Genomic DNA, 21,904 nt, shown 5'->3' with positions numbered 1-21,904 from the left:
TGACAGCATAACTTAAACGCCGCCTTCAATCTCTGCCAGACGTTCTGCCTGATCCTCTGCAATCAATGCATCAATAATCTCACCAAGCGCTTCACCAGCGATTACTTTATCCAGTTTATATAGTGTGAGATTTATTCGATGATCAGTGACCCTGCCTTGCGGGAAATTATAGGTTCGAATTCGCTCTGACCGATCTCCGGAGCCGACCTGCCCTTTACGTTCCGCTGAACGCTCCGCCGCTTTCGCTGCACGCTCAGCTTCATAAATCCTGGATCGTAGAACCGACATGGCCTTGGCTTTGTTTTTATGCTGCGATTTCTCATCCTGCTGCTGCACAACAATACCCGTAGGCAGATGGGTTATCCGAACAGCACTATCTGTCGTATTGACGGACTGCCCCCCAGGTCCCGAAGCGCGAAAAATATCGACACGGATGTCTTTATCTTCAATTTTAACGTCTATTTCTTCGGCTTCTGGCAGAACGGCAACAGTCGCAGCCGATGTATGAATGCGGCCGCCTGTTTCAGTTTCTGGCACACGCTGTACTCTATGGACACCCGATTCAAACTTTAATTTGGCAAATACATTTCGGCCGTTAACTTTAACGACCGCTTCCTTGACACCACCAATATCGGATTCTGAAAGAGACATGGTTTCACATTTCCAACCCATACCCTCTGCAAACCGTTGATACATGCGCATCAAATCGCCTGCAAACAATGCCGCTTCGTCTCCACCTGTACCTGCCCGCAGCTCCAGAATGGCGTTTTTCTCATCAGCATCATCTTTTGGCAGTAATTCAATCTTGATCTGTTGTTCCAGATCCGGAATGCGCGACTGGAGCTCTTCAATTTCAAGCTCCGTCAATTCTTTCATTTCTGCGTCTAGATCATCAGCTTCGAGCATCTGCCTGAGATCTGATAATTCCTCCTGAGATTTACGAAACTCCTGAATCGACGCCACAACTCCTTTTAACTCGGAATACTCTCACTCATCTTGACGAAATCGTCCCCGTCAACATCTCCCATCTCACCAGACATCGCCGCTTCCAGTTCTTCAAAGCGGGCGACAATCATATTTAATTTATCTTCTGGCAGCATATCTTGACCTTAACCCAGTGCATCCAAGGCTTGCTTAACAGACTTCAAAGGAATTTCTGTTTGCGTTCCTTCGTCCAGATCCCGGAATGTACAGCAGTTGCGCTCCAGTTCGTCCTCACCGATTAAAATTGCCGCTCTCGAGTTCACCTTGTTTGCCCGTTTCATTCGCTTGCCGACGTTGCCTTTAAACGCCATTTCAATAGAAAAACCAGCTTGGCGAAGCTCATAGGCTAATTTGCTCGCCTCACTTTCCGCCACATCACCAACAGGTACAATTGCAATCGGACGTTTTCCATCAGGGAGATTGGACGCAAGCATTGCCAATCGTTCGATACCACCAGCCCAACCAATTCCTGGAGTTGGCTTCCCTCCCAAGGCTTCGATCAAGCCATCATACCTTCCCCCTGCAATGAGGGCGCCCTGCGCACCCAGCGCAGTTGTGACAAATTCAAAAGCAGTATGCGTATAATAATCCAATCCGCGGACAAGGCGCCGGTTAAGGTCATATTCGATGCCCAGCAAGTCTAGACCTTTTAGCACTTCATCAAAAAATTCCGCCGAATAACTGTTCAGATACTCAGAAAACAAAGGTGCCTCAGCAACCAAAGCCTGATCGCCTTTATCTTTACTATCCAATATGCGAAGCGGGTTACGGTCCAGGCGGTTCAAACTATCTTGTGACAAATTGTCTTTGTGATCGCTAAAATATTCTACCAGTGCGGTTCGATAAGACGTACGGCTTTCACTGTCACCCAGTGTATTGATTTGCAATCGGCAATGCTCCATCACCCCCAGTGACTTAAGTATCATTGCCGCTACCGAAATAACTTCGATATCCGCCTTGGCTTCCGCAGCACCAATACATTCCAGATCGATTTGATGAAACTGACGTTGCCGTCCTTTTTGAGGCCGCTCGTACCTAAACATGGGACCATTTGCGAATACCTTAACCGGAACATTTTGTTGCAGCCCGTTACTGATAAACGATCTGCAAATTCCTGCCGTGTATTCAGGTCGCAATGTGATGCTTTCGCCATTACGACTTTCAAAAGAATACATCTCTTTTGACACCACATCCGAGGTCTCCCCCATTGTTCTGGCAAATACCTCGGTAAACTCGAATATTGGCGTCGAGGTTTCATCATAACCGAAGCGTGCGGCAATAGTCCGCGCAGTTTCGATCACATGAGCATGGCGGCGAAAATCCTCTGGCAGCAAATCATGAGTTCCGCGTACAGGCTGTGGTAATGACACTTTTAATCTCCGGCTTTCAAGATAATTCGTTTTAATTTCGGCGAAGGGCTTTATTCACCCGCAGCTGCCAGTTTTTCAATTTCTTCGGCTTTGGCCTCGACAAGTTCAACAATATGATCAACCATGCCATCACTATCAATCTTGTGATCCGTCACGCCACTTAGGTAAACCATGTGATTTCCCTTGCCGCCGCCTGTAAGACCGATGTCGGTCTCCCGAGCTTCACCGGGTCCGTTCACAACACATCCAATAATAGACAGCGTCAGCGGTGTTGAAATATGCTCGAGCCGCTCTTCCAGTTTCTCGACCGTTTTGATCACAGGAAAGGCTTGCCGGGCACAAGAGGGGCAGGAAATAATTGTCACTCCTCTACGGCGCAGACCGAGGCTTTTGAGAATTTCATAGCCCACTTTAATTTCCTGAACAGGATCAGCAGACAAAGACACGCGAACGGTGTCACCGATACCTGACCATAAAAGCATCCCCAGCCCGATCGACGATTTGACCGTACCAGACATCAATGCTCCGGCCTCTGTGATGCCAAGATGCAATGGGTAATCACACGCATCGGCCAAACCCTGATAAGCGGCTACAGATAAAAATACATCAGAAGCTTTCACGCTGATTTTAAAGTTGGTAAAATCATTATCCTCAAGAATGCGCGCATGGTTTAGAGCAGACTCAACCATGGCTTCAGGACAAGGTTCACCATACTTTTCAAGCAACTCACGCTCGAGACTGCCGGCGTTCACGCCAATACGCATGGAACAATTATTATCAACTGCCGCTTTAACCACATCCCGAACACGGTCTGCAGATCCAATATTTCCGGGATTTATCCGAAGACACGAAGCGCCCGCCTCGGCAGCTTCTATCCCCCGTTTATAATGAAAATGAATGTCCGCAATAATAGGAACGTTAGTCTCTCGCACAATCTCTCTAAGTGCTTTCGTGCTCTCCTCATCGGGACACGAAACCCGCACCATATCAGCACCAGCCTCTTCCAATGCCAAAATCTGATTGATTGTCGCCTTGGCATCGGTGGTCAAAGTATTGGTCATGGATTGAATGCTGATCGGTGCATCTCCACCAACCTTTACATTTCCAACATTAATCTGCCTTGATTTACGGCGAATTATATCGCGATAGGGTCTTACACTCATGGGACTGAAGCTTCATGCTGATTTTCGACAGTCGATTATCGACTGAAATTGCTGCCTAAAATGGCCGCAATACACAAAAAATTCAACCTTTCATTCAAAGGCCGGTCTTATTTGCGCTACGCGCTTGAACCTACTGGGAAAAATTGCTGCGTAACTGCTGCGGATCAAGAGACAATTCCCGTACAATTTGCCCATAGCTGCCAAGCGATCCCAAAAGCGCGCCATCTAGCCTTAATTCCAAACCGGAAGCATTTGCTGTACTTAAGTGCAGATCTGTCCTGTTTGGCAACATAAATGTATCACCCGGGGCCATAACTCGATCCAGTATCGTCTCATTTTCCACTGTCTTAATTTGAACCCAGCTTTCCTGATTTGCGACCAGCACCAAACGAGCTTCTGCGTTTTCCACGCCCATAATAACGGGTTCATTCACTGAAGGTAGCGTTTCTTGTTCTCGCTTAGCTTCAGCCTCCAGCAAAGTAAGCTGCTGGAAACCACCAGTGTTAGAGCCTAAGCTTTCGCTATGTTCATCAGAATTTGATGGTAACGTTTCAGCTACCTGTGAAAGCGCATCCTCCGCAAGTCTGTCTGCTTGATTGTTGGGCTCATTCAGAGTGGATGCGGGCTGGGTTGTAATATTTCGGTCCCCCTGCTCACTATCCGCAGTTGTTGTGTCAGCAAGGATTGTTTCAGTGTCGCTTTGCTCTTCGGTATCGAGACTATTGGCTTGATCATCACCCTCGCCTGTTTCTTCAGAAACAGAATTGGCAGCGGCGGTTTGGGGCAACCCTTCGATAGCTACACCTGCCCCCTCACTTTCATTCGCAGCTTGTTGTTCTGGTTCACCGTCTTCACTGCTTTCCGCCACAACGTCGTTAGGCGAAAACACTGTAGAAGGACTTGACGGCTCCTTTTGCGAATTTTCCTGCTCAACATACAAAGTTTCAGAACTGGATTGCACCGGATCGTCACCCTCATCAACCAAATCTTCTTGACCCAAGTCTTCTGTGGATACTGCATCTGGTGAAATTCTGGCCATCAACCTTTCTGGTAATTCCTGAACAATTTCAAGCTCGAGAGTATTTTCTTGCAGGTAATAGTACCAACCAGCAAACAGCAAAAGCGCCACTGCGGCGCTCGCTATCATAAGACTTGCACCCGGCATACGACCCTCTGGCGTGGGCTCGGGAAAGGCCAGATCCGGTGCCCTATTGCCCGCACCGGTTTCACTCTTGTACAGATCAACAACGGCAACCGCATCAAGCCCCAATGTTGTTGCATATGATCGAATGAAGCCGACAACAAAGGTTTGCCCTGGCAGACTGTCATAGTCACCCTCCTCAAGGGCTTGCAGCTGTTTTGCTCTCAAACGCAGCCGTTCAGCAACATCATGCAGACTCAAGTTCTGGCGTTCGCGCTCCTTACGTAAATGAGCACCCACGTTTAAGGCTTCTTCCTCTAGCCGGTCAGAAGGTTCAACTTTTTCATCTGTATCGTCCGCGGCAGTTCGCGCGCCTTCATCCGCATCAATTGATAACTTGAGACGTGTCTTATCTTCATCGAGCGGGAGTTTTCGTTGTTCTGCCATCGTGATATTCCACCTGCTCCACCTGCAACCTCGCGACTTACTTAAATTGAAAATTCACGAGATTGCCTAATTGGATATGTCACCAATTATCAGCAAAAATGAATAAAGATCAATGCTTTATATAATAACGGAGTGATCCTTGGCGAAGGCACGAAGCTGCTCGCGAACTGTAGGCTCGCGCATATTGCACAGCTTATTTACAAAATCTGCAATTTTTGCAGTATCTGCGCTTCGCACCATTTCCTTGACGGGCCCTAACCCCTCAATAGACATGGACAGATTTCGATATCCCAGCCCCAAAAGCGCCATTGCTTCAAGAGGTCTGCCAGCCACATCGCCGCAAATAGATACTGGTACGTTGGCTTTGTTGCATTCTTGAGCGACAAATCTGAGAACTGACATAAAACCTGAACTCAGCATTTCATATCTATCAGTCACTCTCGAATTTCCACGATCAACGGCAAAGAAAAACTGCATTAAGTCATTTGAACCAACAGAAACAAAATCAACGACTTTCAACAACTGCGGTAGCTGCCAAACTATCGCAGGCACCTCAATCATTGTTCCCACAGCCACCGCTTCGGGTTTGATCCCGGTTCTGTTCGACTCGCGCTCAATTTCACGCATCAGGATCGCTTTTGCTTCCAGAAATTCGGAAACTTCCGCAATCATGGGAAACATGACTGTTAAATTTCGGCCCGCGGCGGCCCTAACCATCGCCCGTAGCTGCGATCGCAACAAAGCCGGGCGATCAAGGCCGATACGAATGGCGCGCCATCCAAGAGCGGGGTTTTCCTCTTCTTTCATTTCCAGATAAGGTAGCGCTTTATCGCCACCAACATCCAACGTTCTGAATATGACCGGACGCCCTTTGGCTTTATCCAATACCTTTGTGTAGAGCTCCGTTTGCTCATCAACTTTGGGCATCTGAGATCGAACCATAAATTGTAATTCTGTGCGAAACAGTCCAATTCCGTCGGCGCCTGCGTCCTGAAAATTATCCAGATCAATCAACAGACCCGCGTTCATATTCAGTTGCACCGGCTGTTTGTCCAGCGTAACCGCTTTTTTGTTTCGAAGGGCCGCGTATTTTGCCTGTCGTTCGGCACGGTGCCGCATGCTACGCTCAAATGTCTGAATGACATCATCACTGGGCCTTAAAAAAGCCTGTCCGTTCTCCCCGTCAACGAGAACAAGGTCCCCTTCTTCCACAGATTTGGAAATTTCTGCACATTGCCCCAGAACCGGTATGCCCAGAGCCCGTGCAACAATTGCGACATGACTGCTGCGGGTTCCTTCTACCAGCACAACTGCTTTCAGGCGCACCCGATCGTAATCCAACAGCTCAGCAGCACCCATATTGCGCGCTATGACGACCGTATCCTGATCAAGGTGCTGACGGTCAATCTCTATATTACCATCAAGGTGCAAAAACAGGCGATTTGCCAAATCGTCCAGATCGGACAATCTCTCACGGATGTACGGGTCAGTGATTTGGCTCATGCGGTTACGGGTGTCATCCTGAACCCGTTTAATCGCAGCCTCTGCCGTCAAACCCGAGTCAACCGCTGTGGTCATTTTTTTCAGCCAGCTCTTGTCATGGGCAAACATTTTGTAGGCTTCAAAAATGTCACGCGACTCATCAGTGAAGGCTTCATCACTGACAGATAACATGTCCTCGATACTGTCTTGCAAGCGTGCAACCGCCGAATTCAGGCGCTCTATCTCTTCTGCAATATTCTCGGCAATGGTTTTACGCACGACAATATGTGGTTCATGCAGAATGGCTGTTCCAATACCCAAGCCTTCAGCAAGTACTCGCCCTGTCAGTCGGTGGGGCTTTGTCGCGTTCCCCGCCGTATCCAGCAACTCCGTTGCGGCAATCATCTCCTCGGAACTAATCAGCTCCGCAACGACCATTGCAATCGTCTGCAACGCCTCCGATTCTTCTTCTGTGTAAACCCGCATCGTCTGGTTTTGAACAACCAGAACGCCAATAACACGTCCGCCACGCTTTATGGGCACGCCTAGCAATGAGTGGTAAATTTCCTCGCCCGTTTCAGGACGATAGGCAAACTGCGGATGTGATTGAGCATCAGAAAGATTTAATGGGCGGGCATGAGCCGCAATGTCACCGACAAGACCCTCACCTACACGCAGGCGTGTATTGTGAACCGCTTCCTGCTTCAGGCCTTGAGTAGCAAACAGCTCCAACAAATCACCGGCCCGCATCAAATAGCAGGAACACACCTCGGCGATCATGTTGGAAGCGATTAGCTGGACAATTTTTTGCAGTCGGCGTTCAGGATCCCCTTCGCCCGCCATCACCTCACGGATCTGGCGGAACAGTATTCTGGGGCCGCTCAACGCCGCACTGCTCATCTAGGCATCAACCTTCCTGCCAACTGACGCCTCGAGTGCACTTGCAGCCTGGGCAACAAGTTCTTCCAGGATTTCAGCAGTTGGCTGCTCCTTCTTGACCATCCCGACACTCTGACCCGCCATGACGGAACCATGTTCGACATCCCCATCAATAACAGCCCTTCTAAGAGCTCCTGCCCAGTAATGTTCAATTTCCAGCTGAGCGGTTTCCATATCGAGCTCTCCCGCCCGATATTTTGCAATCACCTCATGTTGTGTTTGCACGAATTTCTTGGCTCCTTCATTGCTCAAGGCACGCACCGGAATGACAGGAAATTGGGGATCAACCTGCACAGTCGTAACAGCGTCACGAGCGCTTGCACGAATAAATGCACGCTTGAAATCGGGATGAGCAATACATTCGGTGGCACAAACGAACCTTGTTCCCAATTGACACCCGGCGGCACCCATTTTCAAATAGTTGCTATCGCCTCACCGCGCCCGATACCACCCGCGACAAAAACAGGTACATCAGTAATGTTTGGTAGAATTTCCTGTGCCAATACACTGGTTGCTACGGGGCCAATGTGCCCTCCAGCTTCCATGCCCTCAATCACAAGAGCATCAACACCACTTCGTATGAGCTTTTTTCCAAGCGCAAGTGTTGGCGTGAAACATATGGATTTTGCTCCGCCCTCTTTTATGCTGGCAATTGTGTTTTTACCTGGCAGCCCGCCAGCAAGCACAACATGCCCAACTTTGTGCTGAATACAAATCTCAACCAATTTGTCCAGATCAGGATGCATCGTGATCAGATTCACGCCGAAAGGCTTTTTCGTCAGTTCCTTTGTCGCTTTAATTTCTTGATCAAGCAACTCCGGGGTCATTGCCCCACAAGCAATTACACCAAACCCACCTGCGTTAGATATAGCAGCTACAAGATTTCGTTCTGAAACCCATGACATGGCACCGCCCAAAATAGCGTATTCGGTGCCCAAAAATTCGCGTCCGCGAGCCCATGCAGAATTAAGGGCTTGCAGGCCCGAGTTGGAAATATCTTCAGTCATTTGTTACGCTGCGTCCAGATTGAAAGCACTATGCAATGTTCTCACTGCCAGTTCGGTATATTCTTCGGCAAGCAACACACTCACCTTAATTTCGGAAGTCGAAATCACCTGAATATTAATACCTTTTTCAGCAAGAGCTGCAAACATAGTCTGCGCAACTCCGGCATGACTGCGCATTCCCATGCCCACAATTGACACCTTCACAACATTCGGATCTGGAACCAACGCTTTACAGTTCACCTTGTCTTTCAGGCCTTCCAGCACTTTAAGAGCAGGCTGCAAATCATTTTTACCTACAGTAAAGGTTAAATCCGTTGCCTTACCGTTTTCCGACACATTCTGCACGATCATATCCACATTCACGTGAGCATCGGCGAGAGCTCCGAAAACCGTAGCCGCAATACCGGGAGTGTCGCTCACCTGCTGCAAAGTCACTTTTGCTTCATCCCGCGTATAGGTAACGCCGCTAACTACATGTTGTTCCACAATGTCTTCCTCATCAACAACCAAAGTTCCCGGCAACTCCTCAAAGCTGGAGAGAACCTGTAATTTCACCCGATGCTTCATTGCCATTTCGACAGATCGGGTTTGCAGAACTTTCGCACCAAGAGATGCCAGCTCCAACATTTCTTCATAAGTAATTCTATCAAGCTTGGAAGCTTTTGTCGCGATTCTTGGATCGGCCGTATAAATCCCGTCCACATCCGTGTAAATATCGCACCGATCCGCCTCCAATGCTGCCGCCAGCGCGACAGCAGAAGTATCGGACCCACCCCGACCAAGCGTGGTAATTCGGGCATCCGACCCAATACCCTGAAAGCCGGCACAAACAGCCACCTGACCATCTGCAAACCGCTTGACGATTTCCGAACAGTCAATTTCTTCAATTCGCGCGGATCCATGCACTGCACTGGTTTTTATCGGCACCTGCCATCCCAGCCAAGAACGAGCATTAATTCCAAGGTCCTGCAAAGCCATGGATAAAAGACCAACCGTCACCTGCTCACCACTGGAGACAACCACATCATATTCACGCGCATCGTGCAGAGATGCGACCTCTGACGTTAATTGAACAAGCCTGTTGGTTTCGCCTGACATCGCGGAGACGACCACAGCAACCTCGTGACCTGCTTCAACTTCTTTTTTTACGCGCTGGGCAACATTTTTGATCCGCTCTACAGAGCCGACCGACGTTCCCCCAAATTTCATTACCAGCCGTGCCATCTGCGCACAAACCTTTCAAAATCAAACCATTTTTTAAAGGTACACAGGCATTTTTCAATTCCTAGGGTACCTTTAAACCCAGAAGGAGCGTATACATATACTTAACAAGGGTTGCTGGGCAAGCTTTGCAGCCAATAAATTAGCATTTTTGAAAAAAAAAATTACGAGCCAAAATGACAGAAGCAGCAAACTCAAAATCTGTTGACCCTCAGGAAATCAAAAATTTCGCTTCAATGGCAGACGAGTGGTGGGACGAAAGTGGGAAATTTAAACCATTGCACAAGTTCAATCCATTACGGATCGCCTACATTCGAGATCAAGTGATAAAACATTTCCTCGATCTGGAACCCAACGCTCCACTTTCCCTCAAACCTCTAAAAGGCTTAAGGCTACTGGATATTGGTTGTGGCGGCGGACTATTATCAGAACCAATGGCTCGACTGGGCGCTGAGGTTGTTGCTGCAGATGCGTCCAGCACAAATATAAAAGTTGCTTCATTGCACGCGGAACAATCTGGATTACAAATCGATTATCGCCACACCACAGCGGAAGAGTTGGCAGCTACAGGGGAGAAATTTGATGTTATCCTCAACATGGAAGTCATCGAACATGTCGCAGATTTGGAAGGTTTTTCAAAATCCTGCTGCCAGATGCTGAAACCGGGTGGCCTAATGTTCGTGGCAACACTGAACAGAACCCTCAAAAGCTATGCACTCGCGATTGTCGGGGCAGAATATATTTTGCGCTGGCTTCCGGTGGGCACCCATAACTGGAAAAAGTTTCTTCGGCCATCCGAAGTTGTCAGTCTTCTGCGACAAAATGATCTGCAAATCAAAGAGATCAAAGGTGCGTCTTACAACCCAATTGACGCGACCTGGAGCCTGAGTAAGGATTTAAGTGTCAATTACATGCTATGCGCGACACGGCTCGCTAATACATTATAATTTTCAGTCGACAGCATTTGACCTGCACACCGGAATAAATTATCAGGTCAGCTTAACTCATTTATAGAGGCTTTGATTTATGGACAAGTCACCTTTGGCACCAGATCATTTTCCAGATCTGCCACCAGTTTCTGGAGTAACATTTGCAACTACCAATTCTGGCATGCGGTATAAAGGGCGTGACGATTTATTGCTGGCCTCTTTGCGAGAGGGGACAACCGTTGCAGGAGTATTTACGCGCAACAGCATGCCAGGCGCGCCAGTAGATTGGGGCCGCAAGATTCTACCCGGTGGATATGCCCGTGCGTTGGTGGTAAATGCTGGTATCGCAAATGTGTTTACAGGCAAGGCGGGAGCTCAAACTGTTGAGGAGACTGCAAATGCAACGGCAAAAAGTCTCGAATGCGCACCCCATGAAGTGTTTATAGCATCTACTGGTGTTATCGGGGAACAAATCCCGTTGGATAAACTGACAAATGCCATCCCTGTTCTTGCAGACCAGCTTAAAGACGACGTCCTTGCAGATGCGGCAAATGCTATTTTGACAACGGATACATTTGCCAAAGGCGCCAGTGCTACTTGTCAGCTAAAAGGGAAGAAGATCACAATCTGTGGCATTGCTAAAGGTTCCGGCATGATCGCCCCAGATATGGCAACCATGCTCGCATTTCTGTTTACCGATGCAGCTATTCCAAGCAATATTCTTCAGGTTCTTTTGAGTGAAGAAAACGAGCGCAGCTTCAATTGCGTGACCGTTGATAGCGACACTTCAACAAGTGACAGTGTTCTATTATTTGCGACGGGCGCAGCAGCGAACGAAGCGCCAAAGACTGCGGATGATGCAGATCTGGAAGGCTTCAGAACCGCTTTAAGAACTGTGATGCAAAACCTGGCCCAGCAAATTGCTCGCGATGGTGAAGGTGCCAGCAAATTTATAACTGTTTCAGTCTCGGGCGCAGAAAGTGACTCATCTGCAAAGACAATAGCACTCGCTATTGCAAATTCACCGCTCGTTAAAACAGCGATTGCAGGCGAAGATGCGAATTGGGGGCGAATTGTCATGGCCGTTGGCAAATCAGGCGAAAAAGCAGACCGTGACAAGCTTTCTATTTCTGTATGTGGCGTAGACATTGCCGCAAATGGAGAAAAACTCGTCACCTATGATGAAAATGACATTGTACCCCTTATGAAGGGACAGGACATTACTATCTCGGTTAATGTCGGCGTTGGTAACGGGCAAGCCTTTGCGTGGACATGCGATTTAACGCATGGCTATATCGACATAAATGCAGATTATCGTAGCTAGGACAGTGTTTTGACTTCTCTTTCGACAGTAGTTGTTGTCGCTGTTGCCCTTGTTGACGACGACAATCGTATTATGATTGCCCAACGCCCTAAGGGCAAATCGATGGCTGGACTTTGGGAATTTCCCGGCGGCAAAGTCGAAGATGGTGAAATCCCGGAAGACGCTTTAATTAGGGAGCTCAAAGAAGAGCTAAATATTGATGTAACTGCGGCATGCCTTGCTCCGTTCACATTTGCCAGCCATACCTATGAAAAATTCCATTTATTGATGCCGCTTTATGTGTGCCGACGATGGTCTGGAACTCCAGCCCCTCAAGAAGGGCAAACCCTAAAATGGGTACGAGCCAATCAGCTCAAGGATTTCGACATGCCCCCCGCGGATATTCCTCTTATCGCAATGCTCAGAGACCTTCTTTAATCGGACTTAGAGCCAAGCACTTCCTTTAGACTTGTCACGCCACTGCCTCGTGTCAAAGGTTTCTGCTGACTTTCATGGGGCGCCCAACCAGCAAGATAAACGATCTGGAACGTTGCGGGGACAAGACCATCCTGATCCTGATACTTTTCGTGATAAATTTCCGCAGCCCTCATAAAGAGCTTTCTACTGCTAAAAGTTTTGGGCCGTTCAACCAGAGCATTTGTCTCTCCCATTGCTCGCAGTTCATGCATCAGGGCAAACATATTCTGGTATTTCAGGGTTAATATTTCAGAATCCGTAACAGGCAAAGCAAAGCCGGCCCTTTGCAGTAGGGAGCCCGCATCTCTAACATCCACAAAAGGGGAAACCCTTGGGCTTACCCCTCCGGTTAATTCCAATTCTGCGGTCATCAAGCAGTCTTTTAGTTCAGTGAGTGTCTCTGCTCCGAACATCGCACCCAGAAACAACCCGTCCGCTTTCAAACATCTGAAAATCTGAACAAGCGATCCTGGCAAATCATTCACCCAATGTAATGACAGCACACTTCCGATTAAATCAAAACTGGTCGGCGCAAAAGGTAAATACTCCTCGTCAGCGAAAGCCAACGGATATCCTTGACTTTTATCCATCAGGTCATCGCTCAGATCAGCAGCAATTACACCCAAGGCTCTTCCCATAGTACTTATTTGGTGACCAAAAGCTCCGGTGTGACACCCCAAATCCAGCGCCTTGTCAAATGTACGATCAATATCCAGCAGCCTCTCTGCCAACCTGTTTGAAACCTCGTCAAACAAGAAACGACTGTGGGCCCAGTTTAGTGTTTTCACCCTTTTGCGCCTCAGGCGCAGCAATTCGCGGTCAAATAACAAAGGACTCTGATTTTGAAACGTGTTTTTTTCCATCACGAACTTATCGCATGCACCCCGAGCCCAAGCAACATGGGAATTAGCTTCAATAAGTTGTTTGCAGCAAGCCTTATATCAACTAATATTTGTTTATGACGCTTACCTCTTCGATTCATAATCTGAAAACCGGTCTGCAAGACAAGCTATTGGATCTCCTGTTCCCCTCGCAATGCCCCGGCTGCCGTGAAATAGTCGACAAACCAGGCTCATTTTGTGCTTCTTGCTGGTCTGAACTCACCTTCATCACAGACCCGAAATGCAGTCAATGCGGTTATCCATTCGATTATGAGGAAGAAGTTGACATGAAATGCGCAAGTTGCCTCACCTCTCCTCCAGCGTTCGATCATGCAGTCTCGGCGCTGAAATATGATGACGCAATAAGGGCATCCATATTGGCCTTTAAACACTCCGACAGAACAGATCTGGCCCCCTCCTTCGCTAGTTGGCTAACACGCATTGCGAAAGAAACCATTGATCCTGAAAGCGTTATATGTCCTGTGCCACTTCACACCAAAAGACTTCGACAACGCAAATACAATCAAGCCGGATTACTTGCCAAAACAATTTCAGATCAACTATCGCTCCCGTATATTCCAGACCTGCTGATACGGGTTAAAAACACGCCCTCACAAGGTACAAAAAGCGCAAAAGAACGCGTCAAGAATGTAAGAAATGCTTTTAAGGTAAATCCTGCTTGGGATTCTGAAAACCTACCCAAACATGTGCTACTTGTTGACGACGTATTTACAACTGGTGCAACATTGAACGCCTGCGCCACCTGCCTGAAAGAGGCCAACGTTGAGAAAGTTACGGCACTCACCCTTAGCCGGGTTGTGAGAGCCACCAAAATACCTATATAATCAGTTTTAAAACAAGGTAACGAGTAAAATGTCTTCAGTCGAAATTTACACAACAATGTTTTGTCCTTACTGTTCCCGTGCGAAATCACTACTGAAAAGTAAAGGGGTGCATTTTAAGGAAATTGATGTAACCAGCGATCTTAACGGCCGCAAAGAAATGAGCCGTTTATCTGGCGGCGCGACATCGGTACCGCAAATTTTCATCAACGGACAGCATATTGGTGATTGTGACTATATCCACAAACTGGATGCTGCTGGAAAACTGGACCCACTTCTTCAACCATAATTCAAAGGTCTATTATGACAAAGTTCAAGGCAGCCTGTATCCAACTGACATCGAGTAACGATCCGGAAGAAAACCTTGATACTGCTCTTTCTCTGATGTCGGGCGCGGTTAAAGACGGTGCTGATTTTATATCAACACCCGAAGTAACAAACATGATGGAGCCACATAAAGCTGCCGCACGAGAAAAAGCAGCTTTTGAAGAGGATGACATTACTCTGGCAGCCTTTCGTTCGTTTGCTGAGGAAAATAAAATCTGGGTACAAGCAGGATCGCTTGTCATCAAAAAACCGGACGAAGACCGCCTCGCCAACAGATGCTTTCTCATTTCCCCGGATGGTCAAATCGCAGCAAAATATGATAAAATTCATATGTTTGATGTGCAGCTTGACAATGGGGAAAGCCACAGGGAATCCAGCGCCTATGCTCCTGGCGACTTGGCGGTCAGCACCCCTCTACCGTGGGGACAACTTGGGATGACCATCTGCTATGACGTGAGGTTTTCTCATCTTTATCAAACACTGGCGTTCAAAGGCGGAGCAGAAATATTTACGGTGCCAGCGGCGTTCACTCATACAACAGGCCTCGCTCACTGGCATACCCTCCTACGGGCGAGAGCAATCGAAAATGGTGCGTTTGTCATTGCCGCCGCTCAATGCGGAAAACATTCCGAAAAGCGCAGAACATACGGTCACTCTCTAATCGTTGATCCATGGGGAGAGGTCCTGGCTGATGGCGGAGATACACCGGGATTTATTTCAGCAGAAATCAATATGGAACTGGTTCAGAAACGCCGCAATCAGGTTCCGAACCTGAAAAACATCCGCCCATTTGAACTTTCCATATCGCAAAGCTCAAATAAGGCGGCGGAGTAGAATAAAAAGCCTTAGTTCGTGTTGATAATCAAACCTTCAGGAACAATCGGTTTGGGCGTTGCACGTTTGGGTTTTACTTGTTTGATATCGCCAGGACCCTTTGGAGTTTCGCATTTCCAACTATAATAGCTTTCCTCCGTGATCATTTTTTTGGGCTCAACCAGCTCCACTCTCCAGGACCCGGTTTTCTTGGTCATAGGTTGCTGCGCAAACTGATTGATCGAGCCGTTATTCTGTTGAGGTGTGGCCAGTTTGGTATTATCAAATCCACCCTGTTTGGCTTCTTGTATAGATCTTGCGAAATCAAAAACTTTTACACCATTGTCATTTTTAGTGATGTTGATGGATTTAATCGGTCCCTTTGCACCCTGTTCACTCACCAACCTGAATTTTATATCGCCGCTCCCCTGAGCATTAAAGGCAACCCGAAACTTCAAGTCGACCGGACATTTTCCAACATAATCCTTGATGTGCGGCGTAACTGAAGCGGACGTAACCTGAAATGGAGCTGCCAACTGATTGGCGATATTGCCTCCTCCCATTCCGCCAAAAATCTTGGCATCACCTTTGTACATGATGGTTAGCGGTATACTAGCAGTAATGTACCCAGAACCATTTGTTGATTTACTGAACGTTTCTGCTTCCCGGCATGTTCCAGCAAGACTAATCGGCCTGTTGACGTTGATATATTGATCCTGCTTTAAAAACTCGATTTTACTACCGCCGCCGTTGATGTGAGCCTGCAGTTTTTCATTAAACAAGGCTAAGGGGTCAAATCGAATTGCCGGGTGCCCATTCTTCACCTTGTTCAACGGAACGACAAAGGGATCAGAATTCCCAGCTTCCGTCACCCAACCACCAAACACGCCGGTCCATTCGGCAAAGGAAGGGTGGTATGTTGCATCGTGCAGAACGCTAATCGGCTCAACATTTTTGCCAACGCGTTTGACCGTCCCGAAATACACTTGCGCTTTAGTGAACTCAATCTTCTTGCTTTTTTTACACTTTACATACCCCTTTAAGGGGATGTTGAACGTATTTTTCTCGGGCTGGATGTCTATATTATCGACATGTTTGTTCGCCGCCATATTCTTTAGCGTCACATGAAAATTAATCCCGACCTGCGACAGGGTGACATCTTCTACCTGTGAAGAGTTACTCCGCGGAGAATTGGCCGCAGCCGATCCAATACAAGCGACAAAAATACTGCTTATCGTTACGAAATTTTTGGCCGACAACCCTGTTTTTGACATCTCTATCTCCTCGTTCAAAAGATCACTTGAGTATCCAGGCAATAAATTGCCGTTGACATTAAGTCGGACCAGACTTCTTCAAGGTTCATAAATTACGAATGGAAACTTCAATAAGCACGACACACTGTATTGCATCGAAACTGAACGGAAGAGATGAAGCTAAACAACGCGCTTCGCTGCAATTGCCTGCTTTACTGCAGGTTTAGGAGTTTTTACCTCCCCATGATAATAATCCAAAACAGAGAAACCATCAAACTGCTTTGGCAATTCTCCGGGTTGCAACAGAAAATCGGGATTTTTTGGTCTGCCATATTTCTCGTTTCCACTCGCAAAAGTCTCGTACAGAACGACACCTTCTGTTTTCAGAGAAAACGCAATTTTTGGAAATAACGGACGCCAGAGATAATTTGTAACCACAATCGCATCAAAAACCTTTTCTGCAAATGGCCACAATCCGCCCTCCAGATCGGCCTGTATCAACAGTAAATTTTTGTGCCGCTGGAACTCTTGCAGTTTCAAAACATCAATATCAACGGCAAGTACCCTGAAACCTTTGCCCAATAAAAACACGGAATTTCGCCCTGCCCCGCAGGCAAGATCAAGCACTAAACCATTTGGGCAAATCTTTTCGTGGTGTTTTTCAATCCACTCTGAATGCTGCACCTGACGACCTCCTCGACCCTAAGCGAGAGAAAAATAACCAAATAGTATCATGACCAAATATCCAATGCTGATTTGGTCTGGATTGTAACCATGAACTGCAGATAAGTTTCAGCTAAAAGAGATTTTTCAAACAGAAACCTGTTTAGCTGGGTAGTGTATAAATCTTGAAATTAAGCGGCCTTGTGTTTAATTAAGTGGCAATACATCAGCTTTCAATTGTCATGTGACGTATCCTAAAATGATTAAATACAATCTTAAATGCGATAGAAACCATAATTTTGAAGCCTGGTTCAAAAATAGTTCAGCATTTGACGAGCAGGTCGAAAAAAATGTCGTAACCTGCGCGATCTGTGGCTCAAACAATGTTGAAAAAGCTCTGATGGCCCCGTCTGTCCCCAAAAAAGGATCCAGCAGGGATACAACAGCGGCTTCAGTTCAGACAAACGATGTTCAACAGTTTGAAACTGTCCTGAAAGCCCTGAAAGAACTTAAGAAAAATGTAGAGAGCAATTGCGATTATGTTGGAACAAATTTCGCTGAAGAAGCCAGAAAAATTCATTATGGCGAAACTGAAAAACGCGGAATTTATGGCGAAGCCAGTGAAAGCGAAAAAGCAGAGCTAATTGAAGAAGGAGTTGAAATAGCAACCATTCCTTGGCTCCCTAACTCTGACGCCTAATAAACAAAGCCCGCAATGAAGCGGGCTTTGTCGTTTACTTGATCTAACAAGCTATTCTTTATCTGCGCCTTCTTCCTTTGCGGGAGCTTCAGCAGAAGGTGCCCCTTCAACAATATTGACAACTGCTTTTTCTTTAAGGCTATCCAGTAGATCATTGACTGTCTGATTGGTCAGTGTCTGCTTGAGCGTTTCTTTCATATCGTCATAGGCTGGCGGCGATGTATCGCGGCTATCCTCAACATAAATGACATGCCAACCAAACTGTGTTTGCACAGGCTCTTTGGAAAAACTACCAACTTCCATAGCAAACGCAGCTTCTGCGAATTCCGGCACCATCCGCTCTTTTTCAAAATATCCCAAATCACCACCGTTTGGCCCGGAAGGACCAGTTGAGTGCTCTTTGGCCAATTCAATGAAATTTCCTCCGCCCTCTAGAAGCTCGATCACTTCTTTGGCTTTTTCTTCATTTTCCAGCAGAATGTGGCGAGCATGAACTTCTTTAGCGGGGACAAACTCAGATGTTGCTTTGTCATACTCCGCTTTCAAAGCATCCTCAGTGACAGCCGCATCAATTTTCTTTTGAATATAGTATTCTTGCAGTAACTGATCTTTTACATCAGCGACACGATCTGAAAACTCAGATTGCTTATCAAATTCCTGTTCTTTTGCTGCATTTTGAATAATCCGCATATTCACAAGCTGTTCAACAAGCTGCGTCTTGATCAATGCAAACGGAGCTTGTTTATACTGGGGCGGCAAACTGTCATAGACCCTGCGAACGTCAGATTCTCTTATTTCACTGCCATCAACTGTCGCGACAACTTTGTCATTGGCGTCAGTGGCTTTACTTTCAGGTGCCTCTGCACTTGTGCTCAGCAATGAGTCCCGCTCCATGCCAAAATAAAAGCCCGCTGCGCCTGATACTCCAGCAACCACAACAAGTGCGAGGAGATTTCCTAATTTCATAATTTCGTTCCCAGGTTTTCTTAAGAATCAGAAAGCGACCAACACATGGTCTATGTGTCAGCTCGTTTTCACCAATGTGCGAAATATAGGCCATTTAGCGTCATTCACAAGCATTGTTGAAAAAACTGATGCGAAAACAGCAATAATTCATAAATGCCATATGAATTCTATGCAGATACGCGCGATAGATTGACAGAACCCCACATCCCGCTTATCTGTCACCATATCTAATTTGTAATTTCCAGCTTGGTAAGTCATTCAATCGAACCGGCCAATACCAGCTTGAGTAGAAGCGTTATCGGAGTCAGGGCATCTATGTTTGGTACATTAGCCAGAAAAATTTTTGGATCTTCAAATGATCGGATTTTAAAACCTATCCAGGCGACGGTCGATAAAATCAACGCTCTTGAGGATAAATATACAGCGCTTTCTGACGACGAACTAAAAGCCAAAACACTTGAATTCAAAAAACTGCGTGAAGAAGGGCAAACACTGGATGCATTACTTCCAGATGCTTTCGCCGCAGTACGAGAGGCAGCCCGCAGAGGCTTGGGTGAGCGCCATTATGACGTTCAGTTAATGGGCGGCATTGTGCTACATCAAGGCAAAATCACCGAAATGAAAACCGGTGAAGGTAAAACGCTGGTATCGACTCTGGCGGCGTATCTGAATGCTCTTGATGGTAAAGGCGTCCATGTTGTCACCGTAAATGATTATCTCGCTCAACGAGATAGTGAATGGATGTCGAAAGTGTATCACAGACTCGGCATGACCGTCGGATGTATTGCCAGCGGTATTGAAGAGCAGGAACGTCGCGCGGCTTACGCATGTGACATTACCTACGGAACAAACAACGAGTTTGGGTTTGATTACCTTCGCGACAACATGAAATTTGAAGCGGAATCCATGGTTCAACGTGGCTTCAACTTTGCTGTGGTGGACGAAGTAGACAGCATCCTGATTGACGAAGCCCGAACCCCATTGATCATATCCGGGCCAGCTGAAGATAGCTCCGAGTTATACCGCGCAGTAAATGAAATCATCCCTAAACTGTCTGAAACTGATTACGAAGTCGATGAAAAAGCCAAGTCTGTCAGCTTCACCGAAGAGGGAACTGAAACCATTGAAAAACTGCTGGATGAAGCAGGATTATTAAAAGGTGACAATCTGTATGATGTTGAAAACGTGGCCGCAGTTCATCATGCCAATCAGGCTTTAAGAGCACATAAACTCTTCACACGCGACAAAGACTACATCGTCAAAGACAACAAGGTTGTTATTATTGATGAATTTACCGGCCGATGATGGACGGACGGCGTTATTCCGATGGCCTGCATCAGGCTCTGGAGGCAAAAGAAAATGTTGCCATCCAACCGGAAAACCAGACATTGGCCTCTATCACTTTTCAAAATTACTTCCGATTATACGACAAACTATCGGGTATGACCGGTACGGCTGCGACTGAAGCAGAAGAATTTGCAGAAATTTATGGACTGCAGGTTGTCGAAATTCCAACCAATGTTCCTGTCCAGCGGCAGGACGTTGATGATGAGATATATCGAACAGCAGAAGAAAAGTATGCTGCTATTGTTAAAACCATTGATGAATGCCAACAGAGGGGACAGCCGGTGCTGGTGGGAACAGTTTCGATTGAAAAATCGGAAATGTTATCTGAAATTCTGAAAAAGAAAAAAATCAAACACAGTGTCCTTAATGCCAGATATCATGAACAGGAAGCTGAAATCATCGCGCAAGCGGGCCGCATCGGAGCTGTGACGATCGCGACAAATATGGCAGGACGCGGAACTGACATCAAACTGGGCGGCAATACCGAAATGATGATTGCTGAACGAACTCGTGGGTTAACTGACGAAGCGGAGATTTCCCGCATTAATGCGGAAATCGAAGCGGATACAGCGGAGCAGAAGAAAAAAGTACTCGAAGCAGGCGGACTATTCGTCATCGGCACCGAGCGTCACGAGTCACGCCGCATCGATAACCAACTTCGCGGACGCTCTGGGCGTCAGGGCGATCCCGGCACCAGCCGTTTCTATCTGTCCTTGCAGGACGATCTGATGCGGATATTTGGTTCCGAACGAATGGATGGTATGCTACGTAAGCTTGGGCTGGAAGATGGTGAGGCAATTATTCACCCCTGGATCAACAAAGCGCTTGAAAAAGCCCAGCAAAAAGTGGAAGCCAGAAACTACGACATCCGCAAGAACTTGCTTAAGTTTGATGATGTAATGAATGACCAGCGCAAGGTCATCTATGAGCAACGTATTGATTTGATGAACCAGAGCGACGTTTCTGAAACCATCAAGGATATGCGCGCAGATGTGATTGACCAGATGGTTTCCCGCCATATCCCCGAAAAGGCCTACCCTGAACAATGGGATATCAACGGGCTGACTGAAGAGGTTAGAGAAGTTCTCGGGCTCGATCTTCCCATATCCGAATGGGCTGCGGAAGAAGGCATTGCAGACGAAGAAATTCGAGATCGTCTTAACGATAATATTAATCGCAAGATGGCTGAAAAAGCTGCCAAATATGGCCCTGACGTCATGCGCATGGTGGAAAAAAGCCTGCTCCTGCAAATTTTGGATCAGACCTGGAAAGAGCATTTGTTGCAACTGGACCATTTGCGACAATCGGTTTCTTTACGCGCTTATGCGCAAAAAGACCCTCTTAACGAATACAAAACTGAAGCGTTCAATATGTTCCAAGCCATGCTGGACCAACTTCATGTCAGCGTCACCAGCTACCTCAGTCATGTTGAATTACAAAACCCCGAAACGGTAATTCAACGAGAGGAGCCCAACGAAGAGGAGCTTCAGGCAACTCACATAGATCCTGTAACGGGTGAAAATGAAGTAGAGAGTGCACCTTCAGGGGAAAACTGGGGCAAGGTTCGCCGAAATGATCCCTGCCCTTGTGGATCTGGCAGAAAGTACAAGCACTGCCATGGCGCGCTTTAATCAAGCAAACACACGTAA

16 protein-coding genes and 3 pseudogenes are annotated in these 21,904 nt (G+C 47.1%); 8 read left to right on the top strand and 11 right to left on the bottom strand.

Annotation, left to right across the window (positions count from 1 at the left end; genetic code table 11):
* Positions 1-12: 12 nt before the first annotated feature.
* The 7 genes and pseudogenes from prfA to JCM23214_RS17265 form a co-directional block, all read right to left on the bottom strand.
* Positions 13-1,100: pseudogene (gene prfA, locus JCM23214_RS21595) on the bottom strand (peptide chain release factor 1).
* Positions 1,101-1,109: 9 nt separating this feature from the next.
* Entirely contained in the window at positions 1,110-2,390 is a 1,281-nt protein-coding gene (gene hisS / locus JCM23214_RS17290; RefSeq protein WP_369405915.1) for a histidine--tRNA ligase, read from the bottom strand.
* Positions 2,391-2,404: 14 nt separating this feature from the next.
* Positions 2,405-3,517: a flavodoxin-dependent (E)-4-hydroxy-3-methylbut-2-enyl-diphosphate synthase gene (gene ispG / locus JCM23214_RS17285; protein ID WP_025900039.1), complete on the bottom strand. Its 1,113-nt coding sequence runs from the start codon at positions 3,515-3,517 to the stop codon at positions 2,405-2,407.
* A gap of 130 nt (positions 3,518-3,647) precedes the next feature.
* Positions 3,648-5,105: a helix-turn-helix domain-containing protein gene (locus JCM23214_RS17280; protein WP_025900038.1), complete on the bottom strand. Its 1,458-nt coding sequence runs from the start codon at positions 5,103-5,105 to the stop codon at positions 3,648-3,650.
* A 117-nt stretch (positions 5,106-5,222) separates the two neighbouring features.
* Positions 5,223-7,487, bottom strand: coding sequence for a phosphoenolpyruvate--protein phosphotransferase (ptsP, locus tag JCM23214_RS17275; protein ID WP_025900037.1), 2,265 nt, complete (start codon positions 7,485-7,487; stop codon positions 5,223-5,225).
* Positions 7,488-8,533 (bottom strand): annotated as a pseudogene (locus tag JCM23214_RS26865) (NAD(P)H-dependent flavin oxidoreductase). It lies immediately after the preceding gene.
* 3 nt (positions 8,534-8,536) lie between these two features.
* Complete coding sequence (locus JCM23214_RS17265; protein ID WP_025900036.1) at positions 8,537-9,757, bottom strand: aspartate kinase; 1,221 nt, start codon at positions 9,755-9,757, stop codon at positions 8,537-8,539.
* A 173-nt stretch (positions 9,758-9,930) separates the two neighbouring features.
* Between JCM23214_RS17265 and ubiG the strand changes: the two genes are divergently transcribed.
* From ubiG to mutT, 3 genes are all read left to right on the top strand, one after another.
* Positions 9,931-10,701, top strand: coding sequence for a bifunctional 2-polyprenyl-6-hydroxyphenol methylase/3-demethylubiquinol 3-O-methyltransferase UbiG (gene ubiG, locus JCM23214_RS17260; RefSeq protein ID WP_025900035.1), 771 nt, complete (start codon positions 9,931-9,933; stop codon positions 10,699-10,701).
* A 79-nt stretch (positions 10,702-10,780) separates the two neighbouring features.
* Complete coding sequence (argJ, locus tag JCM23214_RS17255) at positions 10,781-12,007, top strand: bifunctional glutamate N-acetyltransferase/amino-acid acetyltransferase ArgJ (protein ID WP_025900034.1); 1,227 nt, start codon at positions 10,781-10,783, stop codon at positions 12,005-12,007.
* A 9-nt stretch (positions 12,008-12,016) separates the two neighbouring features.
* Positions 12,017-12,424 carry an 8-oxo-dGTP diphosphatase MutT gene (gene mutT / locus JCM23214_RS17250; protein WP_025900033.1) on the top strand — a complete coding sequence of 136 codons (408 nt, stop codon included), beginning with the start codon at positions 12,017-12,019 and terminating at the stop codon, positions 12,422-12,424.
* Here the strand turns inward: mutT and JCM23214_RS17245 are convergent.
* The gene (locus JCM23214_RS17245) at positions 12,421-13,251 is read right to left on the bottom strand and encodes a methyltransferase domain-containing protein (RefSeq protein WP_199899708.1); all 831 of its coding nucleotides are present in this window, start codon (positions 13,249-13,251) and stop codon (positions 12,421-12,423) included. The two genes, mutT and JCM23214_RS17245, sit on opposite strands and share 4 nt — an antisense overlap.
* Before the next feature lie 224 nt (positions 13,252-13,475).
* Here JCM23214_RS17245 and JCM23214_RS17240 point away from each other — a divergent pair, with 224 nt between their 5' ends.
* The 3 genes from JCM23214_RS17240 to JCM23214_RS17230 are packed head-to-tail and all read left to right on the top strand — an operon-like array spanning position 13,476 to position 15,347.
* Entirely contained in the window at positions 13,476-14,189 is a 714-nt protein-coding gene (locus JCM23214_RS17240) for a ComF family protein (RefSeq protein WP_159104385.1), read from the top strand.
* A 28-nt stretch (positions 14,190-14,217) separates the two neighbouring features.
* Positions 14,218-14,475: a glutaredoxin 3 gene (gene grxC, locus JCM23214_RS17235; protein ID WP_025900030.1), complete on the top strand. Its 258-nt coding sequence runs from the start codon at positions 14,218-14,220 to the stop codon at positions 14,473-14,475.
* A 14-nt stretch (positions 14,476-14,489) separates the two neighbouring features.
* Complete coding sequence (locus tag JCM23214_RS17230; RefSeq protein WP_025900029.1) at positions 14,490-15,347, top strand: carbon-nitrogen hydrolase family protein; 858 nt, start codon at positions 14,490-14,492, stop codon at positions 15,345-15,347.
* Positions 15,348-15,358: 11 nt separating this feature from the next.
* Here JCM23214_RS17230 and JCM23214_RS17225 read toward each other — a convergent pair whose 3' ends face one another.
* Together JCM23214_RS17225 and JCM23214_RS17220 are read right to left on the bottom strand one after the other, a co-directional pair.
* Positions 15,359-16,600 (bottom strand): hypothetical protein, encoded by a 1,242-nt coding sequence (locus JCM23214_RS17225; RefSeq protein WP_025900028.1) that lies wholly within the window; start codon positions 16,598-16,600, stop codon positions 15,359-15,361.
* A 159-nt stretch (positions 16,601-16,759) separates the two neighbouring features.
* Positions 16,760-17,263: a class I SAM-dependent methyltransferase gene (locus tag JCM23214_RS17220; protein ID WP_025900027.1), complete on the bottom strand. Its 504-nt coding sequence runs from the start codon at positions 17,261-17,263 to the stop codon at positions 16,760-16,762.
* A gap of 238 nt (positions 17,264-17,501) precedes the next feature.
* On the opposite strand from JCM23214_RS17220, the gene JCM23214_RS17215 reads away from it, so the two are divergent.
* Positions 17,502-17,942 (top strand): DUF1178 family protein, encoded by a 441-nt coding sequence (locus JCM23214_RS17215; RefSeq protein WP_025900026.1) that lies wholly within the window; start codon positions 17,502-17,504, stop codon positions 17,940-17,942.
* A 51-nt stretch (positions 17,943-17,993) separates the two neighbouring features.
* Here the strand turns inward: JCM23214_RS17215 and JCM23214_RS17210 are convergent, their stop codons facing one another.
* Complete coding sequence (locus JCM23214_RS17210) at positions 17,994-18,908, bottom strand: peptidylprolyl isomerase (protein ID WP_025900025.1); 915 nt, start codon at positions 18,906-18,908, stop codon at positions 17,994-17,996.
* A gap of 315 nt (positions 18,909-19,223) precedes the next feature.
* On the opposite strand from JCM23214_RS17210, the pseudogene secA reads away from it, so the two are divergent.
* Positions 19,224-21,886: pseudogene (gene secA / locus JCM23214_RS26860) on the top strand (preprotein translocase subunit SecA).
* Positions 21,887-21,904: the final 18 nt, after the last annotated feature.

It is taken from the genome of Sneathiella glossodoripedis JCM 23214 (assembly GCF_000616095.1).
In the GTDB taxonomy this organism is placed as follows: domain Bacteria; phylum Pseudomonadota; class Alphaproteobacteria; order Sneathiellales; family Sneathiellaceae; genus Sneathiella; species Sneathiella glossodoripedis.
The sequence above is the reverse complement of the archived record's forward strand: the minus strand, read 5'-3'. Positions and strand labels throughout refer to the sequence as shown.

Coding starts and splice junctions, on each gene's coding strand:
- ispG (WP_025900039.1), bottom strand. CDS start 3,517: ATGAGTGTAAGACCCTATCGCGATATAATTCGCCGTAAATCAAGGCAG.
- JCM23214_RS17280 (WP_025900038.1), bottom strand. CDS start 5,105: ATGGCAGAACAACGAAAACTCCCGCTCGATGAAGATAAGACACGTCTC.
- ptsP (WP_025900037.1), bottom strand. CDS start 7,487: ATGAGCAGTGCGGCGTTGAGCGGCCCCAGAATACTGTTCCGCCAGATC.
- JCM23214_RS17265 (WP_025900036.1), bottom strand. CDS start 9,757: ATGGCACGGCTGGTAATGAAATTTGGGGGAACGTCGGTCGGCTCTGTA.
- ubiG (WP_025900035.1), top strand. CDS start 9,931: ATGACAGAAGCAGCAAACTCAAAATCTGTTGACCCTCAGGAAATCAAA.
- argJ (WP_025900034.1), top strand. CDS start 10,781: ATGGACAAGTCACCTTTGGCACCAGATCATTTTCCAGATCTGCCACCA.
- grxC (WP_025900030.1), top strand. CDS start 14,218: ATGTCTTCAGTCGAAATTTACACAACAATGTTTTGTCCTTACTGTTCC.
- JCM23214_RS17230 (WP_025900029.1), top strand. CDS start 14,490: ATGACAAAGTTCAAGGCAGCCTGTATCCAACTGACATCGAGTAACGAT.
- JCM23214_RS17225 (WP_025900028.1), bottom strand. CDS start 16,600: ATGTCAAAAACAGGGTTGTCGGCCAAAAATTTCGTAACGATAAGCAGT.
- JCM23214_RS17215 (WP_025900026.1), top strand. CDS start 17,502: ATGATTAAATACAATCTTAAATGCGATAGAAACCATAATTTTGAAGCC.
- JCM23214_RS17210 (WP_025900025.1), bottom strand. CDS start 18,908: ATGAAATTAGGAAATCTCCTCGCACTTGTTGTGGTTGCTGGAGTATCA.